The organism is Mesorhizobium sp. ES1-1 (assembly GCF_020164785.1).
In the GTDB taxonomy this organism is placed as follows: Bacteria; Pseudomonadota; Alphaproteobacteria; order Rhizobiales; family Rhizobiaceae; genus Mesorhizobium.
In genome coordinates, this window is record NZ_JAIUGX010000001.1 from 485,741 (window position 1) to 504,232 (window position 18,492).

Consider the following 18,492-nt stretch of genomic DNA (forward strand, 5'->3'; position numbering starts at 1 on the left):
ACTAACCCAACCAATAAGGAATAAAACCATGACCTATAACCCTATTCAAATGCCTGACACGTGGGCCGACCGCTTGGCAGACGCCTACTGGAGCCACTCGCTCGCGTTTACGGCTAAAGCTGCCCGCATTGGCGGCATGCTGCTCGCCATCGGCATCTGTGCCGCCGCGTTGGCGATTTAATCAAAGAGAAAGTGAGGAATATGAATGCACCAAAGCTCCAGCTCGAAGCTGGGAAATATTACCGGACGCGCGATGGGCGGAAGGCAGTTGTAGTCGGGTTGAGCCCTTTTGAAGGCACTGGCGAAACATTTGTCGCGGCCGGTTATATCGAGACCGAGCCCACTGTCATGACGTGGTCTATGGATGGATTTTTTTCTCCAACGCGCAACAACCACCATCGCGACCTCGTCGCCGAATGGGTCGAGCCGAAGCGCATCAAGGGGTTTGTCGCGCTTTGGGACATCGGCCACGGTGGCAGCTTAATTGCAGGATGCTCACACGTTTACCTAACCCTTGACGCAGCTAAGGCAGAGGGATTTTGCGGCGTTATTGCTTACGTCGAAATCGACGTGCTGGAAGGCCAAGGCCTCGACGGGGAGGCAGGCCGATGAGGAACCTCCTCGACGCAATGGTGATCGCAGCCCTGCTTTGTGCAATCTCCCTCGGAACGACGGTTTTGCAGGAGCGTCGTTATCAAAAGACTATAATTAGGGACGGCGACAACGGTTGCCTGTATCTCGGAACACCTGCGGGTGGGTACACGGTGATGCGCAACACCGACGGCTCGCTGCAATGTGAGGAAGGCCGGTCATGAGTCACTGGCCATTCCTTTCCGCCCTGCCCCTCCGCATGTGGGGCAAACGCCCTCGCCCGCCTGAGCCGACCAAGCACCAGCTGAACGTGAAGGCCCTCGCCGCCCAACACCTCATCAAGCACGGCTGCATCGACGCCCTGACCATCCAGCGCATGGGCACTACGGCACCGCACCGGCTCATCAACCGGCTGCGCAAGGATGGCTACCTGCGACCGCTGGACCATCCGCGGGCGTTCATCGAGGTTCCGAATAGCTCAGGCTACGGCAGGCACCGGCTGCACTACTGGTCCGGATGGCAGCCCAAGGCTGGCGATCGCCGAGCGGTAAGCCGAGCGGCCAGAAAGTAAAAGGGGCACCTTTCGGTGCCCCTTCTATTTAGCTACCGAAGTAGCCGATCAGAAAAACGACGATCTTGAGGACCGTCTTTAGTTCCAGCTTAACTTCAATGTTGACTCGGATGACCATTCTCTTGGCGTTCCGGGTCTGCAGGCGCCGACAGTACCCAAAAGGGGGGTTAATGTCGAGATTTCGAAATCCAGTTCTTGTACCATAGCTCCTGACGGGCGTGGCCACACCCTTCAGCAGCTAGAATAATATCTTTTGTTTCGATACTGTTTTGAGATGGGTTCTGTTTGCTTTGCGCTTGCTAAATTTGATTCTGTTTTGCTTCGCTGGTTCTGTTTTTGATTATTAGCTTTGCTGATCGGTTCTTTTTTGCTTGTCTGAGTTGCTTTTTGCTTGGCTCGATTTGGCGCGCAGTGCACCCACCCTTGATATGGGAATGCTGGCTCGTTCGTTCAAGGGGCGGCCACAATTCTTCTGAAACTTTTGCAGCCCCCTAAGACTGGTCAGACGGAATCAGCATAACCGAGCGGAGCTGATATTGCAGCGACCGCCGACTAGCTTCTGGGTTTATGGCCCATCGCACGGATGGCGTACATGTTCATGTCTTCGCGAAGCACACGGATGCCACCTAATTCATCATTTGCGCACTGTTCCATGTTTGCCGGGATCTCCACGTAAATGCCAGCGCTGTGATTGAGGACGGCGACGGCCAATTGCCCCTTGATAGGACCGACGACCATCTCACACATCATCGTATCCAGTCGGTCGCCTTGCTGAGCAATATTGTAAACGCCTTCGTAGCTCATCGTGGCGGTTGCGGTGTTTTGCGGGCTTCGGAGATACAAAGTGGTTCCCTGGAACCGTGTGCCGTAAGCGTTTGTACGGTCATAGACCTCGGGCTCAGACATGACGATGCCGGTGGCGTCTGTCAGGGTGTAGGCATAGCCATTGGTGCTCCGGGCATGGACAACCGGAGGCTTTGAGACGGTGACGCTTTTCCAAACTTTCTTTGCGCTATCAAGAAACGTGCCCACTGCTCTCTCCCCAGAAATCGATTTGGTCCCTGCCTAGCTCAACCCGCCTGCATTAGGGAGACCTTAACTAAAGATCACTTGCTAGAGAAGTCAACTCGTTCCTATTGTTTACTGTGAACATCACAGAAACGCTTTTTGCTATCAAAGCTGACGTGGACAGCCGCATTGTCTACGATAATACCGACACGCTCCGCCAGCTTCCAGATTACACATGGGTGACTGCGGGCTCCCACGGCCGGGGTGACTGCACCTGCTTTGCGCAGACCTACATGGAAGAATGCAGGCTAGTGGGCCTGGACGCTTCCACCTTCGTCTACCGCCTTGATGATGGGCAGTGGCACTGCGTCTGCAACGTGATGGTCGATGGCGAGACATGGGCCCTGGATTGCCGGGTGAAGTATCCCGAACGACGATAAAAATGGCCCCTCGTGGGGGCCTGTCATTTTGTTGACCTACTGCTTGGCCTCGGGGCTCCCACTGAAGAAGTTCCGGTCGTGGGGACGCTTCTGACCATCTTCAAATCCCAAGAGGGTGCCGAAAAGAGTTATTCCGATAGTGGCGATGAATGCGAGCATATATTAGACTTTCGATTGATTAAGTGGTTCAGCGTCCCGCTATTCCTTATTGGTGTCAAACGTAATTGTTGGCGGGCGGGTGCTTATGCCGTAAGGTATAAGGGTGAAGAAGAATGCAGTTGGCCGCCCCACTGACTTTAAGCCGGATTACGTAGACCAGGCCGCGAAGCTGTGCCGCCTCGGAGCTATCGACCGAGACCTCGCAGACTTCTTCAACGTCAGCGAGGTCACCATCAACGCTTGGAAGAAAGCCAAGCCCGAATTTCTTAAGTCCATAAACGATGCGAAAGCTCAAGCCGACGCTCAGGTGGAGCGGAGCTTATTCCATCGCGCCAACGGCTACAGCCATCCGGCAGTGAAGATCTTCAACCATGATGGGAATGCATTGACCGTCCCTTACATGGAGCACTACGCTCCGGACACGGGAGCCTGCATCTTCTGGCTGAAGAACCGCCGCCCCGACCTTTGGCGAGACAAGCAGGAGGTCGAGCATTCGGCTAACAAGGATGCTCCGCCGCTGTTCACCCTCAAAATCGACAACAGTTAGCCGCCATGCGTGAGCGAGCACGTTTACCAGCGGCCTAAGCTTTACCAGAAGCAGACTGACGCCTTTTTCAACGATAGCCGCTACTCTTGGATCGAAGGCAGCACCAAGAGCGGCAAGACCGTTTCCTGCATGGCTTGGCTGTTCGAGCAGGCGCTATTCCTCGGCAAGCCGGGACGGCAATTCTGGTGGGTAGCGCCGGTCTTTGCTCAAGCCAAGATTGCCTATGGCCGGATGAAGCGCGGGCTGCCGCATGAACTCATCCGCTGCAACGATACCGAGCAGACCATCACGATCATTCCCAATGGTGCCATCATCTCGTTCAAGTCGGGCGAGAAGACGGACAACCTCTACGGGGAAGACGTGTGGGCGGCGGTGCTGGATGAAGCAAGCCGCATGCGTGTGGAAGCCTTCTACGCCATCCGCTCTACCCTTACCGCCACCCGTGGTCATGTCCGCATCATCGGGAACGTCAAAGGCCGTAAGAACTGGTTCTACCTCGGTTGCCGCAAAGCCGAAGGCGGGGAGACTGGCCACAGCTACCATAAGATCATTGCAACCGATGCCGTCGCGGCCGGCGTGTTTCCGCAAGAGGAACTGGACGACGCCCGCCGCGCCCTCCCCGACGCGGTGTTCCGTGAGCTTTACCTGTGCGAACCCTCCGACGACGGCGGTAACCCTTTCGGCCTCCAGTTCATCCGCCTGAACATCGCACCGCTTTCAAACGATGCACCCTGTGTCTACGGCGCCGACCTGGCGAAGTCCGTGGACTGGACCGTTATCCATGGCCTCGATGCCAGGGGCACCACTTGCAGCCACACGCGCTTTCAGAAGCCGTGGACCGATACCATTGACCACATCAAGCTCATCTGCGGCCACACCCATACGGTGTTGGACAGCACCGGCGTGGGCGACCCTATCGTGGAAATGCTGAATAAGGTCGGCGACAATTACATAGGCTTAAAGTTTGCCGCACAATCCAAGCAGATGCTCATGGAAGGTTTAGCGGTTGCCATCCAGCGGGGCGAAGTGCAATATCCTGATGGTGTTATCGTCTCCGAGCTCGAGAGCTTCGAATACGAATACACCCGGACAGGGGTTAGATATTCCGCGCCGGAAGGCCAGCACGACGACTGCGTGATGGCGCTGGCCCTCGCGGTTCATGCCCGCAACTCCCGTCCCCCAGAGCCACAAGTGATTGTATTATGAAGTGCGTATAGCAGAATGGTTTTCTAGGAAGTCTCTCCCGGCACCCGGCACCAGCAGTTTCCTTTTCGGCGGCACCGAATCCAGCCTCCCCCAATCCGTCAAAGCCTACGCTCTCGAAGGGTACGCCCAGAACCCCATCGTGTTTGCGTGCGCCAACATCATCGCCACCGCCGCCGCCAGCGTGAAGCTGGAGCTGCACACCTACGATGCCAAAGGCGACAAGACGGTGGATGTCTCACATCCCGTCCTGACCCTCATGGCCCAGCCCAACCCTGCCCAGACATGGGAGGAATTCGCCATCGAGCTGGTGGCTTGGCACCGCGTGGCTGGCGAAGCCTTCATCCTGCGCCTGCCGGCGACGGGCCAGCCGCGTGAGCTGCACGTGCTCAATCCCGAAGCTATGGATGTAAAGGGCGGTAAGGGCGGCATTCCCACCGAGTATGTGTTCGGCACCGGTGAGGACAAGAAGACCTTCCCCGTCAACCAACTCACCGGCGTAAGCCAGATCCTGCACATTAAGACGTTCAACCCGCTGAACCAATGGCGGGGCCTGTCGCCTCTCAGCCCCGCGGCGCGGGCTACCGACATCCACAACCGCGGGAGCGCGTGGAATTCTTCGCTGCTGCTCAACAGCGCCCGTCCCTCAGGCATTGTGGAGTTTACCGGCACGGTGACCGAAACCGTCCTCAGTCAGATGCGGGAGTATTTCAAGAAGGCCTGGTCGGGTACCGCCAACGCCGGCAACGTGCCCATGATGACCGGTGGCGCCAAGTTCACCGCCCTCTCCCACACACCGAAGGACATGGATTTCCAGTCCGGCATGAGTGAGGCTGCCAAGAACATCGGCCTCGTTTACGGCGTGCCGCTGCCGCTGCTGACCATGGACGCCGCCACCTTTTCCAACATGGATTCCGCACAGGAGCGGCTGTGGACGGAAACCGTGCTGCCATTGCTCAATCTCGTTATCAAGAAGCTTGGGCAATTCGTCATGCCGCTGTTCGCTGATGGCAAGGCGGACAAGAAGACCCGCGTAGTGCTGGCCTACAATGCCGAGAGCGTGCCTGCCTTGGAGCCGAAGCGGGAACGCCTCTACAAGCGCATGAAGGACGCTGTGGCAGGCGGTCTTGTGACGCCGAACGAAGCTCGGGCCGAAATGGGCTTTGAGGAAATGGACGGCGCCGACCAGCTGCTCATCCCCGGCACCCTCAAGCCCCTCGATGCGATTGACACCCAGCCCGCAACTGAACTGGCCAAGGCCATGAAGGCCAGCGGGTTCACGGCTGCTGAAATTGCGGAGGCACTCACTCCAACCCTCAAGGCAGCCGCATAGGGTGATCCTCTGGCGGGCCAAAACCAAAGACTCACTGGCCCGGTGGGATGCCCTCATGCGCGTGGTGGAGACACCGTTCGCCAAAGAGGTCGAGGAGGAAAAGAACCGCTACATTCAGGAGGCTGCCGCCAACTTCCCGCTTCTCCGGCAACTATCCCAGACTGGCGCGGATCTGCACACCGCCAACATGCTGGACATTGCCGCCCGGTACGACGGCATCGCCATCCGCATCGGCCTGAAGGAGGCGCTGGGCGGCATCAAGTCCGTCCATGACCGCCTGAACCGCAAGGAAGACTGGGACAAGCTCTGGCTGTACCTGGTGCGGCTCTGGATTCATGAGAACGGCGCAAAGCGTGCCCGCGAGACCGCCGCCACCACACGGCAGGACATGCAGCGGGTGATTGACCTGGCTCTCGCACCGGATGTCGAGTTCAACCCGGTCGAGGTCGCCACCAGCCTCCTGCGTGTGCAGGCTATGTCCGCGTGGCGGGCCAGCACGATCGCCCGCACCGAAGTCCATGCGGCCATGATGTTCGCCAGCGAGGAAGGTGCGGCCAAGCTGGGCCGTGACGATGCCCTAACCCTGCTCAAGTCATGGCTGCCCGTCACCGATGAGCGCACCCGCGTCAGTCATGCCGCAATGGCTTCGCACCCGGCCATCGGCATCAATGAAGACTTTCTTGTGGGCGGTGTACGCATGAAGAGGCCGGGCGACCCGCGCGGTGGTGCCGACAACTGCGTTAACTGCCGGTGCGTGCTGACCTTTAAGGAGCAAGAATAATTGTTGCCCGATGTTTAATGATGTGAGTTTAATGAAGGCATGAAGAATAAGCACCTTGAGTTCAACGCCGAGTTTAAGGCTGTTGGTGACGACAATAGCGGGGAGTTCGAAGGTTATGGCTCCGTGTTTGGCGTGGTCGACAGTTACAACGAAGTCGTCGACAAGGGTGCATTCGTTGACAGCCTCGCCAAGAACGGTCTCCCCAAGCTCCTGCTTCAGCACTCCACGTGGATGGTTGGCGGCGTCTATCTAGAAGCCCGTGAAGATGAACGCGGCCTCTTTGTCCGCGGTAAGCTCAACCTCGAAGTGCAGGCGGCCCGTGAAGCCTACTCCCTGCTCAAGCAAGGCGCCCTGAGTGGACTTTCCATCGGTTTCCGAACTGTCCGTGAGGAAACGAACGCCGACACCCGCATCACGCACATCAAGGAAGTGCGTCTGTACGAGGTCTCCATCGTGACCTTCCCCGCCAATGAGGCGGCAACCATTTCAGCGGTCAAATCCGCGCCCGATACCATTCGGGATTTTGAGAATTTCCTGCGTGAGGCAGGCAAATACAGCCAGTCGGAAGCCAAGCTCATAGCTTCCAAAGGCTTCAATGCATTGCAAGCCCACCGGGAGGGTGGGGACGCGGCATTGGCACAGTTGGCGCTGCAAGGTGCCCTAGACCAATTACGAAAGTCCCTCCCTAATGGAACCGCAACTTAAAGAGCTGGCACAGCTCGGTACCGAGCTGCAAACCGGCCTGCAGGACCTCAAGTCTGCACAGGAAAAACTGAAGACCGACACAAGCGCCGCTGTGAAGGCCCAAATCGACAAGCTGGCCGAAGACGTGGCCGACAAACTTGCCGCCATCCAAGCCAAGAACGCCGACATCGAAGCTGCCATGCAGCGCGTTGCCGGTGATGCCGGCTCAACCCGCGAGAAGGCCGAAGAAGCCGCTAACCGCGTCCTGCGCGAAGCATACGGCGAATACCTCCGCAAGGGTGGCACCACCCAGGGCATGGACCCCGAAAAGGTCAAGTCTCTTGCCACTGACAACCTCGCCAGCGGCGGCTACCTCATCACAGCCCAGATGCTTGGCGTGGTGCAAACCCGCATTTTCGAAACCTCGCCGATGCGTCAGGTGGCCAACGTCATCAAGACCACCAGCAAGAGTGTCGAAATCGTGCTCGATGACGATGAAGCCGGTGCTGTCTGGCTGGGTGAAGGCGACTCTATCAGCGAAACCGGTACCCCGACCCTCGGTCGTCTGGAAATCGTTGCCAAGAAGATGGCGGCCTATCCAAAAGTCACCAACGAAATGTTGGCCGATAGCTCCATCGACATCGAAGCCTGGCTGACCCGCAAGCTGTCCGATAAGTTCGGCCGCACGGAAAACACCGCTTTCATCAACGGCAACGGCGTCAGCCAGCCGCGCGGTATCCTGACCTATCCCGCATGGTCAGTGGCCGGCGCCTACGAGCGCGGCAAGATCGAACAGATTGCCAACGGCAGCACCTCGGCGCCGACTGAACAGGGCCTCATCTCTCTGATGGGCAGCCTGAAGGAAGGCTACCAGGCCCGCGCCTCCCTGCTGATGAAGCGTGCCACCTTCATCGAATACCTGAAGCTGTCCGGCACCAACATCTTCCGCTTCTTCAACCTGCAACCGCAGACCGGCCCTCAGGGCTCCGTTCTCGGCCCGACGCTCACGTTGCTCGAGAAGCCTGTTTACCTCGCCGATGACATGCCGATCATCGCCTCCAACTCCCTGTCGGTGGCGTACGGAGACTTTGGCGCGGGGTACACCATCGTGGACCGTACAGCTATCTCCGTGCTGCGCGACCCCTACACCCTGCCGGGCTTTGCCAAGTTCTACGCTGAAAAGCGCACCGGTGGCGAAGTGGTGAACTTCGAAGCCATCAAGCTTCTGAAGATGGCCTAACAGTAACAATCGAAAGTCCCGAACATGCAGTTCGATTCCGCAAACGGTATGACGCCGAAGGTTGCCCTTAACACGGCGGCCATCACGTCCAGCACCACCACCAACGGTGTCATCCTCGATACCCAAGGTTACAACGCCCTGACGTTCGTCCTGAACGTCGGTGCGCGGACCGACGGCACCTACACGCTTGCCGTCACCCATGGCGACGACTCCGGCCTGTCTGATGGCGCCACTCCGGCTGCCGACGACCTCGTGGGCACCGCTGCCGGCACCGCAGTAGCGGCCGCCCAAACCATGAAGAAGCTCGGCTACGTCGGCAACAAACGCTACGTGCGCGTGAGCGTTGTCAGCACCGGCGTGACTTCCGGCGCCACGGTCGGCGCGACTGCCATCCTTGGCCGTCCGACGGTCGGTCCGGCTGCCTAGGGCCTGAAGGGGCGGTTCGCCGCCCCGCTTTTAATCAATGAAAGTCATTACGATGAAGATCCTGATGCTCCGGAGCAAACTGGGCTCCAATGACGGCGCCACCGTCCAGATGTATGACGAAGGCGAAACCTATGAGGTCTCAGAAGCCCTCGGCACCTGCTTCCTCGCCGAGAAGGATGCCAAGCTCGTCGAAGGCGAAAAGGCCGTAGCCGCCGCGCCCGCCAACAAGGCGATCGGCAAGGCGCCCGCGAACAAGGCTTCCTAGCCTTGAAAGCCTACACGTTAGTCACCGCACCGGCTACTGAGCCGGTGTCGTTGGCTGATGTGAAAACCTACCTGCGTATCGACAACAGCGCAGACGACGCGGTGCTTACCATTCTGATTGCGGCCTGCCGGCGATCGGCAGAGGAATATACCAAGCGGGCATTCATCAGCCAGACTTGGCAACTCACCATGGACCGGTTCGGGGTGGAGATCGTCCCGCCTCCCGGCTTCCATGTCGCGCCAACTCCGTTCCTCGTGGACGGCAGCCAAACCATTCAGCTTTCCCGGCAACCCATCCAATCCATCACCAGCATCAAGACCACCGACAGCGCCAACGCGGAAACGATCGTGTCGACCGCCACCTATGCGCTGGATAAGGACGCCGGCCGTGTCCTGCTCAACAGCGGCTACAGCTGGCCCACTAGCCTGCGGGCCAATGCTGCCGTGAAAATCTTGTTCGTTGCCGGTTACGGCGATGCTGCTGCGACCGTGCCGGAGCCCATCAAGCAGGGCATCCTCCAGCACGTAGCTGCCAGCTATACGGCCAAGGTTTGCGGCGACATCCCCGAAGGCAGCAAGTCCGCGTATGACGCCTTCCGCCTCGCCGAGGCATTCGGTGCCTTCTGATGTGCAAGTGCGGTGCCGATTTCCCGTCCGTCGCCAACAAGCGGATCTCCGTCCAGTCTGCCGCCGTGCTCGAAGACGCCGTCGGTGGGCGCTCTGAGACGTGGAGTGAGCTGCTTCCGCTCTGGGCTGAGATAGAGCCCATGGCGGGCCGTGAAATCTACGTGAGCGCCCAGCTGCAAAGCCGCGTCGATGCCCGTATTACGGTTCGCTACCAAGGCGCGCTCTCCGATACGACCTCGGCAGCTACCCTGCGCGTGCTGTACGGCTCTCGCATCTACAACATCAAAGCCGTGCGCAACCTCGCATCCGACATGAAGACCGAGGGGACCGAGTACCAGCAGCTGTTTTGCGTGGAAGGAGAAGCCTCATGAACGGGGTCACCGTCCGCGGCTCGGACAAGCTCATCAAGCAGCTTAACCAGATCCCGCTGCAGGCGCGCGCGGGCATCGGTAACGCGTTGGCCGGCTCCGTTGTCCTGCTCGATGCCTATGCCAAGCAGAAGATACAGGGTGGCGGGCGCGCAGGCCGTGTCTACACCCGTCGTACTGTCAGCCATCAGGCGTCCGCACCAGGCGAATTCCCAAAAACCGACACCGGTCAGCTCGTGTCGTCCCTGTTCTTCCGTGTCGCCGCCGACAAGCTCTCCGCCTTCTTCGGCACAACCCTCGCCCACGGCCGCTACCTTGAATACGGCACCAGCCGCATGGCGGCACGTCCGTGGCTACGTCCCACCCTCAAGGCCAACGCATCTGCCATCACCGAACGGGTGCGCAACGCCGTCAACGAGGCGCTGAGAAATGTCTGATACCGCCTTTCCCGTCATCAAGGGCATCATCGCCGCACTTAAGGCGAGCGCTCCCGTGACCACTCTTGTCGGCCAGCGGATTTACTCTGACGTGCCGCAGGGCGCGGCATTCCCGTACCTTGTTGTCTCCATCCAGAGCGAACCTTTTGCCGCGAACGACTTCAGCGGCCAGTCCCATACCGTCCGCCTGCAAGCTCACAGCCGCAAGGCGAGTGCTTCAGAGGTGCTGCTCATCCGGGCGGCCTCGCTGACGGCACTTGACCGGCAGGAGAATGCCATCGCCCTTGATACCGGAACATTGGTGAAGTGCGAGTATTCCGGCCTGAGCGACGCGTTTATCGAAGACGACGGCAAAACATGGCAGTCGGTCGGCGAGCTGGACGTCATCGTAGTTTAATGTTGCGCACCATGCGGTTTAAGCCTTAGTCTAAAACCAATAACGGAAGGGTCATAATTTGGCTGCACAAAAAGGGCGGGCAGTGCTCGTCAAGTACAACACCACGGGTACCACCTACGCAACCGTGGGGGGCGCTCGTGAAGTGACCCTTACCATCAACAACGAACCGGTCGACATCACCAACTCCGACGATTCCGGCATCCGCAAGCTCCTCGAAGGCGCCGGCGTCAACTCCATCAGCATCAAGCTTCAAGGCGTATACGTCGAAGACGCCGCCGCTGCTGCCATCCGAGTCGATGCCAGCACCAATGCCCACCGCAACTACCAACTGGTCATGCCCGGCGCGGTCGCCAAGACCTACCAGGGCAACTTCATGGTGGCTTCCTACGAAGAAGCCGGCTCCTACAAGGACACCGTCACCTACAACCTCACGCTCGAATCTGCGGGCGCGGTTACCATCAGCTAACCGGAAGTCTCGACATGAAGAAACTCCTCCTCGTTACAACCGGCCTTAGCCTGTTCGTGGCCAGCGTGTTTGCGCAGGCTGCCAACATCAGCACCACCGCGGCCAGCTCGTTCAACATCCTGAACCTCACGACCAGCATGACCACGGCCATCAGCAACACCTACTTCACCAATGATGGAGACACGATGCTGGTGGTGAAAACCGGCGCCACCGGCATCAGTGCTACCGCCAAGACGCAGGCGCAAACTATGTCCCAGGCAGGCTACGGGAGCGTTCCGCTCACCGACCTGACTGTGGCTGTTCCTGCCAACACCTACGCGCTGATCGGCCCCTTTCCCCAGGGGCGCTGGAACACGCCACAAGGCACGGTGCAGGTCCAGTTGACCTCCACCACTGCTGTGAGCGTCTCCGCAATAAGTCAGTCCCAGTAATGGCCAACACCCTCCGCAACGAAGTCAAAATCATACTCGCGGGCGAAGAGCGCACCATGCGTGCGACCTTCACCGCCATCCGGGCTATCGAGAAGGATGTGGGCAAGAGCATCATGGCGCTCATCAACCAGCTCGGCCAGCAAGGGGACCTGTCCGTGACGGACGCCGCCGTGGTCATTCACAACGGCCTGCGCGGGCATGACGACAACCGCCTCACCCTACCAGAGGTTGGCGCCGCCATCCTGGAAGCCGGTCTTACCAACGTCAGCATGGCGGTAGTGGAATTCGTCAGCATGGCGCTGAATGGTGTGAGCGTGGGAAAGCCGGAGACGGCGGCTCAATAACCGAGCTGCCGTGGGAGGATATAATCTCCTCCGCTCTCGGCGCACTGAAGTGGTCGCCTAATACCTTTTGGCAAGCCACGATTTATGAATATACTGCTGCTATGAAAGGCCATCTGGTTTCTCAGGGCGTTGACCTTAATCCCGCGGTATCGCGGGATGAGTACCTCACCCTCAAAGCCGAAGATGAAGCCCGCGAGAGAAACAAGAGATTGCCTGATGCGTGAGCCAAACCCTAGAAGCGCTGGTTGTTGAGCTTCGGGCTGACGTAAAGGGTTTACAGACCTCCCTGCAATCCGCTGCCGGCGACGTGCAGCGCTTCTCGAATTCCGCATCTTCCTCAATCAAAGGCTTCCAAGCCTCGGTCCTTCTCGCCCGTACCGCCATCGTTGCAATGGGCGCCGCGTTCGTCGCCTTTAAGGTTGGCAAAGGCATCGTCGATGCCGGTGTGCAGGTGCAGGCGCTCGGCTACCGCATGAACGCCGCTACCGGCGATGCCAAGATCGCCACTGAGGCACTGGCCTTTGTCCGTGCCGAATCTGAACGGCTTGGCTTGAGCTTCCTCGATTCCGCCAACAGCTTCGCCAGCTTCAGTGCGTCAGCGCTGCGGTCGGGCATGACTTTCCAGCAAACCAAGGAGGTCTTCACCGGTGTGGCGGAGGCTGTGACTGCCCTCCACCTTCCCGCCGACCGGGCGCAATCGGCTTTCCTTGCTATCGAGCAGATGGCCAGCAAGGGTACAGTGCAGATGCAGGAGCTTAAGCTCCAGCTCGCTTCCGCTATTCCCGGCGCCATGGAAATCATGGCCCAGGCCAGCGGCAAGTCGGTGCAGGAGTTCAACGCACTCATCGGCAAGGGTGAGGTGCTTTCCTCGGATGCCCTGCCGAAGCTGGCTCGGGCCTTCCGTGACCAGTTCGGCAAGCAGGCCACAGAGGCTGCCGAAGGCGCGCAGGCAGCGTTCAACCGCCTTGGAAATGCGCTTCTTGAACTGCAATCCAAGCTTGCCAACAGCGGCATCCTCGATGTCGTTGTTGAGAGCGTCCGGGATCTGACCAAGGCCCTGAATGACCCGGCCATGGTGGACGGCCTGGTGAAGTTTGCGCAGGCGCTGGCGGCCATCGCGAAGATCGCCCTCGATGTCGCCTCCGGCATCGGTCAGGCCCTCTACAAGATTGGCGAGTTCGAGACCAAGGCGCTTGCACTTGTTGGCCTCGGCGCTGGGGCGCACCCACAGACCGGCAAGATCCGCATACCGGTCCAGCCACACGTGGATCCTTCAGCAAGCGGGAGCTACTCGCTTGGCGGCATTCCGGCACCGGCTGAAAGCGAAGCACAGCAAAAGGCGCGGGAAAAGGCCGAACGCATGCGCCAGCAATTGCGCGACAAGGTGAGCGCCATCGGTCTCACCAACGCCCGAGAAAACGACCCTGGTGAGGCGGCAGCTCTAGAAGTGGACAAGCAGCTTAAGACACTGAAAGAGGCTCTGGATAAGAAGGCCATCACCGAATCCGAGTACCGGGACGCCAGCATAGCCGCGGAAATGGCCTATCAAGACAGGCTTACGGACATCCGTAAGGAGGCCACGGATCTGGAAGTCAGCATGCGTGGCAAAGCCCTCAACAGCATTCAGGGGCTGATGCAGGTATTTGCCGGCAAGAACAAAGCCATAGCGATCGCCATGCTGGCCTTTGACAAGGCCCGAGCGATTGCGCAGGCCATCATGGAAACCCATGTGGCTGCCGCTGCTGCCCTGAAATACGATCCCACCGGTGCTACCTCGGCTTATGTCACGACCTTGGGCTACGCCAACGTGGCTGCGATCGCAGCGACTGGTATCGCGCAGCTCGCCACCATGGGTAGCGGTGGCGGCTCCGGTGGCGACGGGGGTTTCTCTGGAGGAGACAGCCTCGGCGGCGGTGGGGGCGGCACCTCATCCGTCGCCGCCTCTCAGAAGGTCATCCAGGTCACGCTGCAAGGCAGCGAGACGGCCCAGATGTCGAAGAACCAGGTCCGCGACCTCATCGACCTCATCAACGATGCGCAGAAGGACGGCAGCCGCGTCCAGGTGATGAACGCATGACCTCGAATGTGCGCATCGGCTACCAGAACTTGCTCGAACTGGGCACGGTTGTGGCGTCCAGTGAGGATGCCGGGTTTCCCGTCCAGAACGCCTATGACTGGCTTACGTCGGACTATTTCAAGCCGGCTGCAAGCGGAACAATCACCCTCACCCTGACCCTCGGCGCCGCCAAGTCGGCCGATTACTTCGCCTTCTACGGTCACGACCTCTATGCCCACGGCGGGACCATCAAACTGCAATACTGGAACGGCAGCGCTTACGTCGACTGCTTCGCAGCCATCACTCCCACTGATGGGGCGCCACGCCTGGTCACGTTTACGGCACAGACATCCACGCTATTTCGCGTGGTCATCACCTGCACCAGCGTATTCGCCATTGCCGTTATCAGCTTCGGGTCCGCGCTGTCGCTGGAGCGGGGCATGTACCTCAACTGGACCCCGCCTCCATTCGGCCGCACAACGCGTCTGATCAACAGCCAGTCTGAGGGCGGCGCCTTCCTTGGGCGCAGCATCATCGCCAAAGGCGTGAAATCATCGCTTGAGGTGCGGGCGGCATCGGACACGTGGATGCGCAGCAACTGGCCCGCGTTCGTGGCCCATGCCGAGCAAAAACCGTTCTTCTTCCTGCCGGACAATGTCGGTCAACCGCTGGAGTGCGTGTTCTGCTGGGCCGATCAGGACATCCCGGCACCCGCCCATGTCTATTACGGCTACATGGGCGTCACCATCCCCATCCGGGGCCTTGTCGAATGACCACCTACAACGAACTTCGCGTGAAGGTCGGCCGTCGGCCGATCACCGTTGTCGAGCTCGACCTGGACTTCTGCAACAATGTCTACGGCACAGCACCCTGCACCGCGGCTGTCGGCGTCACCGGTACCCAGAAGTGCTTCAACACCTACCCCACCTGTCAGGATGCCGCCCATTACAGCCGGGGCACCAAGACATACAAATTCACGGAGGCAAACTCATTCCTCCCGATCGGGGAAACGGTTTACCCGTGCATCAGTGACGTGGACATTGCGCCGACCCAACTCAAACCCGGCGCCTTCTCTGTCAGCGCGGCTGTCACGGTCACGCTTGACGACTTTCCGCACCACGATCGGGGAGTCGACCCCTACATCGCTTCACGCAGCTATGACGCCCGCAATCAGGGCACCTTCTTCGGCAAACTGAAGGCTCGCAATGCCATAGTCACCAACCGGGTAATGCGGGTGAATACCGGCTATATCGACGCCAACCGCACTGTTTATACCCTCACCCGCACCTACTTCATCGACCGCATCGAAGGCCCGGATGCCAACGGCCGTGTGAAAATCGTCGGTAAGGATCTTCTGCGATTCGATGAAATCGAGAAAACGAAGATGCCACGCCAGCCGACTGCAACGCTCACGGCAGGGGCGCCGCCGAACAGCACCTTCAACGTAAGTATGTCGCCGGCAGGTGTGGGAGCAACTCTGCCCTCCGGCACCTTTCTCATCGCCCTCGACGATGAGATCCTGAACGTCAATGTGTCGCCAGGCGACATCCTAAGCGCCTCAACCCGGCACGAGTATATCACCACAGCACTAGCCCATGGCGCTGGGACGGTCGTCAGGGAAGTTTTCCCGAACGCAACGGGCACCTATCGCCCTGTGCAGATGATACGGGACCTGCTTCTGGCTGCGGGAATCGACAGCTCGTACATTCCCTACTCAGCGTGGCAGACCGAGTGCGACGCGTACATCGATCCTACCTCGGTCGAAACCGTGATCGTGGAGCAGGAAAGCGTCAAAACCCTCATCGAGGAATTGCTGACGGACTTCGGGTGCGCACTCTGGTGGGATGAGCTGGACGCTCAGCTGAAGTTCAAGGTTCTTTCCACGGGCGCATCCTCCATTGCCACCCTGCGTGACGTGGAGAACATTCTTGAAGGGTCAATGACGGTGAAGGTGCTCGAGAAAGAGCGCATGAGCCGCGTGCAGGTCAGCTACGGGATGGTCAAGAAATATCCCCCCTACGCAGACGGGAATTTCGCCTCGGCAATGACACCAGACGTTAAGAACATGTCCAAATCAGCACTCGTGATTGATACCGTTGCCGAAAGCCCCAACGCCTATGCCGGCGCCGTTCCAAAGGAGATTGTGAGCCGGTGGCTGGGTTTTAATGCAGGCGCGGAGGCAACGGCTGTAGCAAACCGCTATCTGGCCCGGTACGGGAAAACCCTGCGGGAGGTTGCCTTCCAGATGGACGCCAAGGATAGCCATATCCGCACCGGCGACGTGGTCAACATCGTATCGAGGTTGCTCCAAGCGCCGGATGGTTCCCAGCAACCGGTTAAGTTCATCATCACCCAATTCCGGGAAACGGTCGTCGGGTCACAATATAGCTATACCGCGCTGGAACTTCCCGCTTAAAGGTTTATTGCCAAGCATCTTTATTGGTGGCTTAATGGGCTAACGAAAGTACCCGCCCATGTTCGACCGTCAGCAATCCATTACGCGGGCGCGGGCCGTAGACTTATCATCCACTGATGACGCAATGTCTGCCAACTCCCCCACGCGGGCCGTTTTCGTTGGCACCGGCGGGGTACTAAATGTGGAGTTGTCGGGGGCGCCGGGGGTAGCGGTGTCCTACACGGTCGCCTCAGGCACACGGCATTCCATATCCGTCTCCAAATTCCTTAAAACCAGCACCACAGCGGCACTCATCGTCGCCGAGTTCTAATGCAGATCGGCGTCAGCACCTGGTATCCCGATCAGCCTTCGGACGGGTTTGACCAGGCGTCGGCTGCCCTGTTCGCAAGAATGACTACGCCGCCGACTGCGGCGCGCGCAGCCCTTATCGACACTATGGTAAAGGCCTTAAAAGCCGCAGGCATCTGGGACAAGATGGATGCTCTTTATGTGATGGCGGCGGCCGATAGTCAGTCAGCCGGGCTAAATTGGAAAAGCTCCAGTTATACCCTGTCTCCAGTTAATAGCCCAACGTTTACGACTGACCGAGGCTACCGAAGTGATGGGGTTACAGCGTACTTGGAAACCAACTGCGCTGTCGGCACCATTGGGGGACAATTCTCGCAAAACAGTGCCCACGCGGCTGTGTGGATCAATACCGACCAAGCCGTTGACTTACGGGACATGGGAACGCCCTTTATGGGGGTGAATAGCCGCAACTCCACTAACGGTTTGGGCGTCGCACTCAACGCTGCCGAAACCATCGTAGCTGCCGCCGCCTCCGATGCGCGTGGGTATTCAGGCGGGCTACGGAACAATAGCGCGAGCATTGACATCTATAAGAACGGCGCGCTCCTCGGCAACCGGCTTGTAGCGTCAGCTGCTATGACCACCGAAACGGTTCACATCTGTAAGCGGAACGGTAATCCATCCCCAACGACCCGGCGTGTTGCGGTGGGTCACTTCGGCTCAGCGTTGACGCCCCAGAACTTCGCGGACGCCTACACGATATTTAATACCTATCTCACAGCAGTCGGAGGTGCCTAATGATCATCCTTACAGCCGAACAAGCTGACCACGTACGCGGGCCGACCACCAACGGTGCCGCGCTGGAACCGCGTGAGCTGCCGGACGGCGTTTTCATTTTGAACGAAGCGGTCCTGACAGACCCTAACCATACGGTGCATCATGATTTTCTTGCCACCCTACCAAAGCGCTCTGTGACAATCCCTGAGAGTGCTGAGTAGCCTGATGCGAAACAAACCTCCCGTCCTGGTGTTACCGTCCTATGAAGCGAATGAGTAATGCTGTCCGCAATGCTGCTAGAGTTTCTGACCGCCTACCAAAGAGAGATAGGCCTGGGGACGCTCGGCCTAATGGGCGGCGTCGTTCGAATTCTCGCGGCCAAAGAGCAAATGTCACCGTCGCTCGCGGCAGCCACGCTTATCAGTGCGTTCATCCTGCCGGCGACGGGCGGAGATCTGCTGCACGATTGGTTCAACCTGGGGGACAAGGCGACAGGGTTCTGTGCATTCTTGGCGGGGGGAGTGGCTATCAAGGCAGTATTGAAAGCTCAGGAAGCCGACCTTTCATGGCCGCCATTCGCGAAAAAGGAGGAAAGGCCATGAAGCTTTTGCGGATGCCTGTGCTGTCGGGGTTCGACG

General features: G+C 59.1%; 27 protein-coding genes. 26 read left to right on the top strand and 1 reads right to left on the bottom strand.

Annotation, left to right across the window (positions count from 1 at the left end; all coding sequences use genetic code 11):
• Positions 1-28 precede the first annotated feature (28 nt).
• The 3 genes from LB513_RS02165 to LB513_RS02175 all read left to right on the top strand — a co-directional run bounded on the left by LB513_RS02165 (position 29) and on the right by LB513_RS02175 (position 1,162).
• The gene (locus LB513_RS02165; RefSeq protein WP_224661797.1) at positions 29-181 is read left to right on the top strand and encodes a hypothetical protein; all 153 of its coding nucleotides are present in this window, start codon (positions 29-31) and stop codon (positions 179-181) included.
• Between the two features lie 20 nt (positions 182-201).
• Positions 202-612 (top strand): hypothetical protein, encoded by a 411-nt coding sequence (locus LB513_RS02170; protein ID WP_224661798.1) that lies wholly within the window; start codon positions 202-204, stop codon positions 610-612.
• A 199-nt stretch (positions 613-811) separates the two neighbouring features.
• The gene (locus LB513_RS02175; protein ID WP_224661799.1) at positions 812-1,162 is read left to right on the top strand and encodes a hypothetical protein; all 351 of its coding nucleotides are present in this window, start codon (positions 812-814) and stop codon (positions 1,160-1,162) included.
• Between the two features lie 552 nt (positions 1,163-1,714).
• On the opposite strand, the gene LB513_RS02180 is transcribed toward LB513_RS02175, so the two are convergent.
• Complete coding sequence (locus LB513_RS02180) at positions 1,715-2,194, bottom strand: hypothetical protein (protein ID WP_224661800.1); 480 nt, start codon at positions 2,192-2,194, stop codon at positions 1,715-1,717.
• Positions 2,195-2,307: 113 nt separating this feature from the next.
• On the opposite strand from LB513_RS02180, the gene LB513_RS25295 reads away from it, so the two are divergent.
• The 23 genes from LB513_RS25295 to LB513_RS02290 all read left to right on the top strand — a co-directional run bounded on the left by LB513_RS25295 (position 2,308) and on the right by LB513_RS02290 (position 18,456).
• Positions 2,308-2,610, top strand: a complete 303-nt coding sequence (locus LB513_RS25295; RefSeq protein ID WP_411962670.1) for a transglutaminase domain-containing protein — start codon at positions 2,308-2,310, stop codon at positions 2,608-2,610.
• Between the two features lie 262 nt (positions 2,611-2,872).
• Positions 2,873-3,316 (top strand): helix-turn-helix domain-containing protein, encoded by a 444-nt coding sequence (locus LB513_RS02185; RefSeq protein ID WP_224661801.1) that lies wholly within the window; start codon positions 2,873-2,875, stop codon positions 3,314-3,316.
• A 9-nt stretch (positions 3,317-3,325) separates the two neighbouring features.
• A complete protein-coding gene (locus LB513_RS02190) occupies positions 3,326-4,522 on the top strand; it encodes a terminase large subunit domain-containing protein (protein ID WP_224661802.1) in 1,197 nt (398 codons plus the stop codon).
• Complete coding sequence (locus LB513_RS02195; RefSeq protein ID WP_224661803.1) at positions 4,512-5,852, top strand: phage portal protein; 1,341 nt, start codon at positions 4,512-4,514, stop codon at positions 5,850-5,852. Before LB513_RS02190 ends, LB513_RS02195 begins: the two co-directional genes overlap by 11 nt.
• Positions 5,853-5,907: 55 nt before the next feature.
• Positions 5,908-6,633: a phage head morphogenesis protein gene (locus LB513_RS02200; protein WP_224661804.1), complete on the top strand. Its 726-nt coding sequence runs from the start codon at positions 5,908-5,910 to the stop codon at positions 6,631-6,633.
• A gap of 39 nt (positions 6,634-6,672) precedes the next feature.
• Positions 6,673-7,338 carry an HK97 family phage prohead protease gene (locus LB513_RS02205; protein WP_224661805.1) on the top strand — a complete coding sequence of 222 codons (666 nt, stop codon included), beginning with the start codon at positions 6,673-6,675 and terminating at the stop codon, positions 7,336-7,338.
• Positions 7,322-8,557: a phage major capsid protein gene (locus LB513_RS02210; protein WP_224661806.1), complete on the top strand. Its 1,236-nt coding sequence runs from the start codon at positions 7,322-7,324 to the stop codon at positions 8,555-8,557. Before LB513_RS02205 ends, LB513_RS02210 begins: the two co-directional genes overlap by 17 nt.
• Before the next feature lie 24 nt (positions 8,558-8,581).
• Positions 8,582-8,983, top strand: coding sequence for a hypothetical protein (locus LB513_RS02215; protein ID WP_224661807.1), 402 nt, complete (start codon positions 8,582-8,584; stop codon positions 8,981-8,983).
• Positions 8,984-9,047: 64 nt separating this feature from the next.
• Positions 9,048-9,248 carry a hypothetical protein gene (locus LB513_RS02220; protein ID WP_224661808.1) on the top strand — a complete coding sequence of 67 codons (201 nt, stop codon included), beginning with the start codon at positions 9,048-9,050 and terminating at the stop codon, positions 9,246-9,248.
• 2 nt (positions 9,249-9,250) lie between these two features.
• On the top strand, positions 9,251-9,874 hold the full coding sequence (locus LB513_RS02225; protein ID WP_224661809.1) for a head-tail connector protein: 624 nt from the start codon (positions 9,251-9,253) through the stop codon (positions 9,872-9,874).
• A complete protein-coding gene (locus tag LB513_RS02230; protein ID WP_224661810.1) occupies positions 9,874-10,245 on the top strand; it encodes a phage head closure protein in 372 nt (123 codons plus the stop codon). Before LB513_RS02225 ends, LB513_RS02230 begins: the two co-directional genes overlap by 1 nt.
• Positions 10,242-10,679, top strand: coding sequence for a hypothetical protein (locus tag LB513_RS02235; protein ID WP_224661811.1), 438 nt, complete (start codon positions 10,242-10,244; stop codon positions 10,677-10,679). The genes LB513_RS02230 and LB513_RS02235 overlap by 4 nt, the downstream gene beginning before the upstream one ends.
• Positions 10,672-11,076 carry a DUF3168 domain-containing protein gene (locus LB513_RS02240; RefSeq protein ID WP_224661812.1) on the top strand — a complete coding sequence of 135 codons (405 nt, stop codon included), beginning with the start codon at positions 10,672-10,674 and terminating at the stop codon, positions 11,074-11,076. Before LB513_RS02235 ends, LB513_RS02240 begins: the two co-directional genes overlap by 8 nt.
• Before the next feature lie 58 nt (positions 11,077-11,134).
• The gene (locus tag LB513_RS02245) at positions 11,135-11,542 is read left to right on the top strand and encodes a phage major tail protein, TP901-1 family (RefSeq protein WP_224661813.1); all 408 of its coding nucleotides are present in this window, start codon (positions 11,135-11,137) and stop codon (positions 11,540-11,542) included.
• A 14-nt stretch (positions 11,543-11,556) separates the two neighbouring features.
• The gene (locus LB513_RS02250) at positions 11,557-11,973 is read left to right on the top strand and encodes a hypothetical protein (protein ID WP_224661814.1); all 417 of its coding nucleotides are present in this window, start codon (positions 11,557-11,559) and stop codon (positions 11,971-11,973) included.
• The gene (locus tag LB513_RS02255) at positions 11,973-12,317 is read left to right on the top strand and encodes a GTA-gp10 family protein (RefSeq protein ID WP_224661815.1); all 345 of its coding nucleotides are present in this window, start codon (positions 11,973-11,975) and stop codon (positions 12,315-12,317) included. Before LB513_RS02250 ends, LB513_RS02255 begins: the two co-directional genes overlap by 1 nt.
• A gap of 5 nt (positions 12,318-12,322) precedes the next feature.
• Positions 12,323-12,541, top strand: coding sequence for a phage tail assembly chaperone (locus tag LB513_RS02260; protein WP_263481930.1), 219 nt, complete (start codon positions 12,323-12,325; stop codon positions 12,539-12,541).
• Positions 12,538-14,394: a tape measure protein gene (locus tag LB513_RS02265; protein WP_224661816.1), complete on the top strand. Its 1,857-nt coding sequence runs from the start codon at positions 12,538-12,540 to the stop codon at positions 14,392-14,394. The genes LB513_RS02260 and LB513_RS02265 overlap by 4 nt, the downstream gene beginning before the upstream one ends.
• Positions 14,391-15,146 carry a hypothetical protein gene (locus LB513_RS02270; RefSeq protein ID WP_224661817.1) on the top strand — a complete coding sequence of 252 codons (756 nt, stop codon included), beginning with the start codon at positions 14,391-14,393 and terminating at the stop codon, positions 15,144-15,146. Before LB513_RS02265 ends, LB513_RS02270 begins: the two co-directional genes overlap by 4 nt.
• Positions 15,143-16,789, top strand: coding sequence for a hypothetical protein (locus tag LB513_RS02275; RefSeq protein WP_224661818.1), 1,647 nt, complete (start codon positions 15,143-15,145; stop codon positions 16,787-16,789). Before LB513_RS02270 ends, LB513_RS02275 begins: the two co-directional genes overlap by 4 nt.
• Before the next feature lie 309 nt (positions 16,790-17,098).
• Positions 17,099-17,875 carry a hypothetical protein gene (locus LB513_RS02280; protein ID WP_224661819.1) on the top strand — a complete coding sequence of 259 codons (777 nt, stop codon included), beginning with the start codon at positions 17,099-17,101 and terminating at the stop codon, positions 17,873-17,875.
• Entirely contained in the window at positions 17,875-18,075 is a 201-nt protein-coding gene (locus LB513_RS02285; protein WP_224661820.1) for a hypothetical protein, read from the top strand. Before LB513_RS02280 ends, LB513_RS02285 begins: the two co-directional genes overlap by 1 nt.
• A gap of 57 nt (positions 18,076-18,132) precedes the next feature.
• Positions 18,133-18,456: a hypothetical protein gene (locus tag LB513_RS02290; protein WP_224661821.1), complete on the top strand. Its 324-nt coding sequence runs from the start codon at positions 18,133-18,135 to the stop codon at positions 18,454-18,456.
• Positions 18,457-18,492 lie beyond the last annotated feature (36 nt).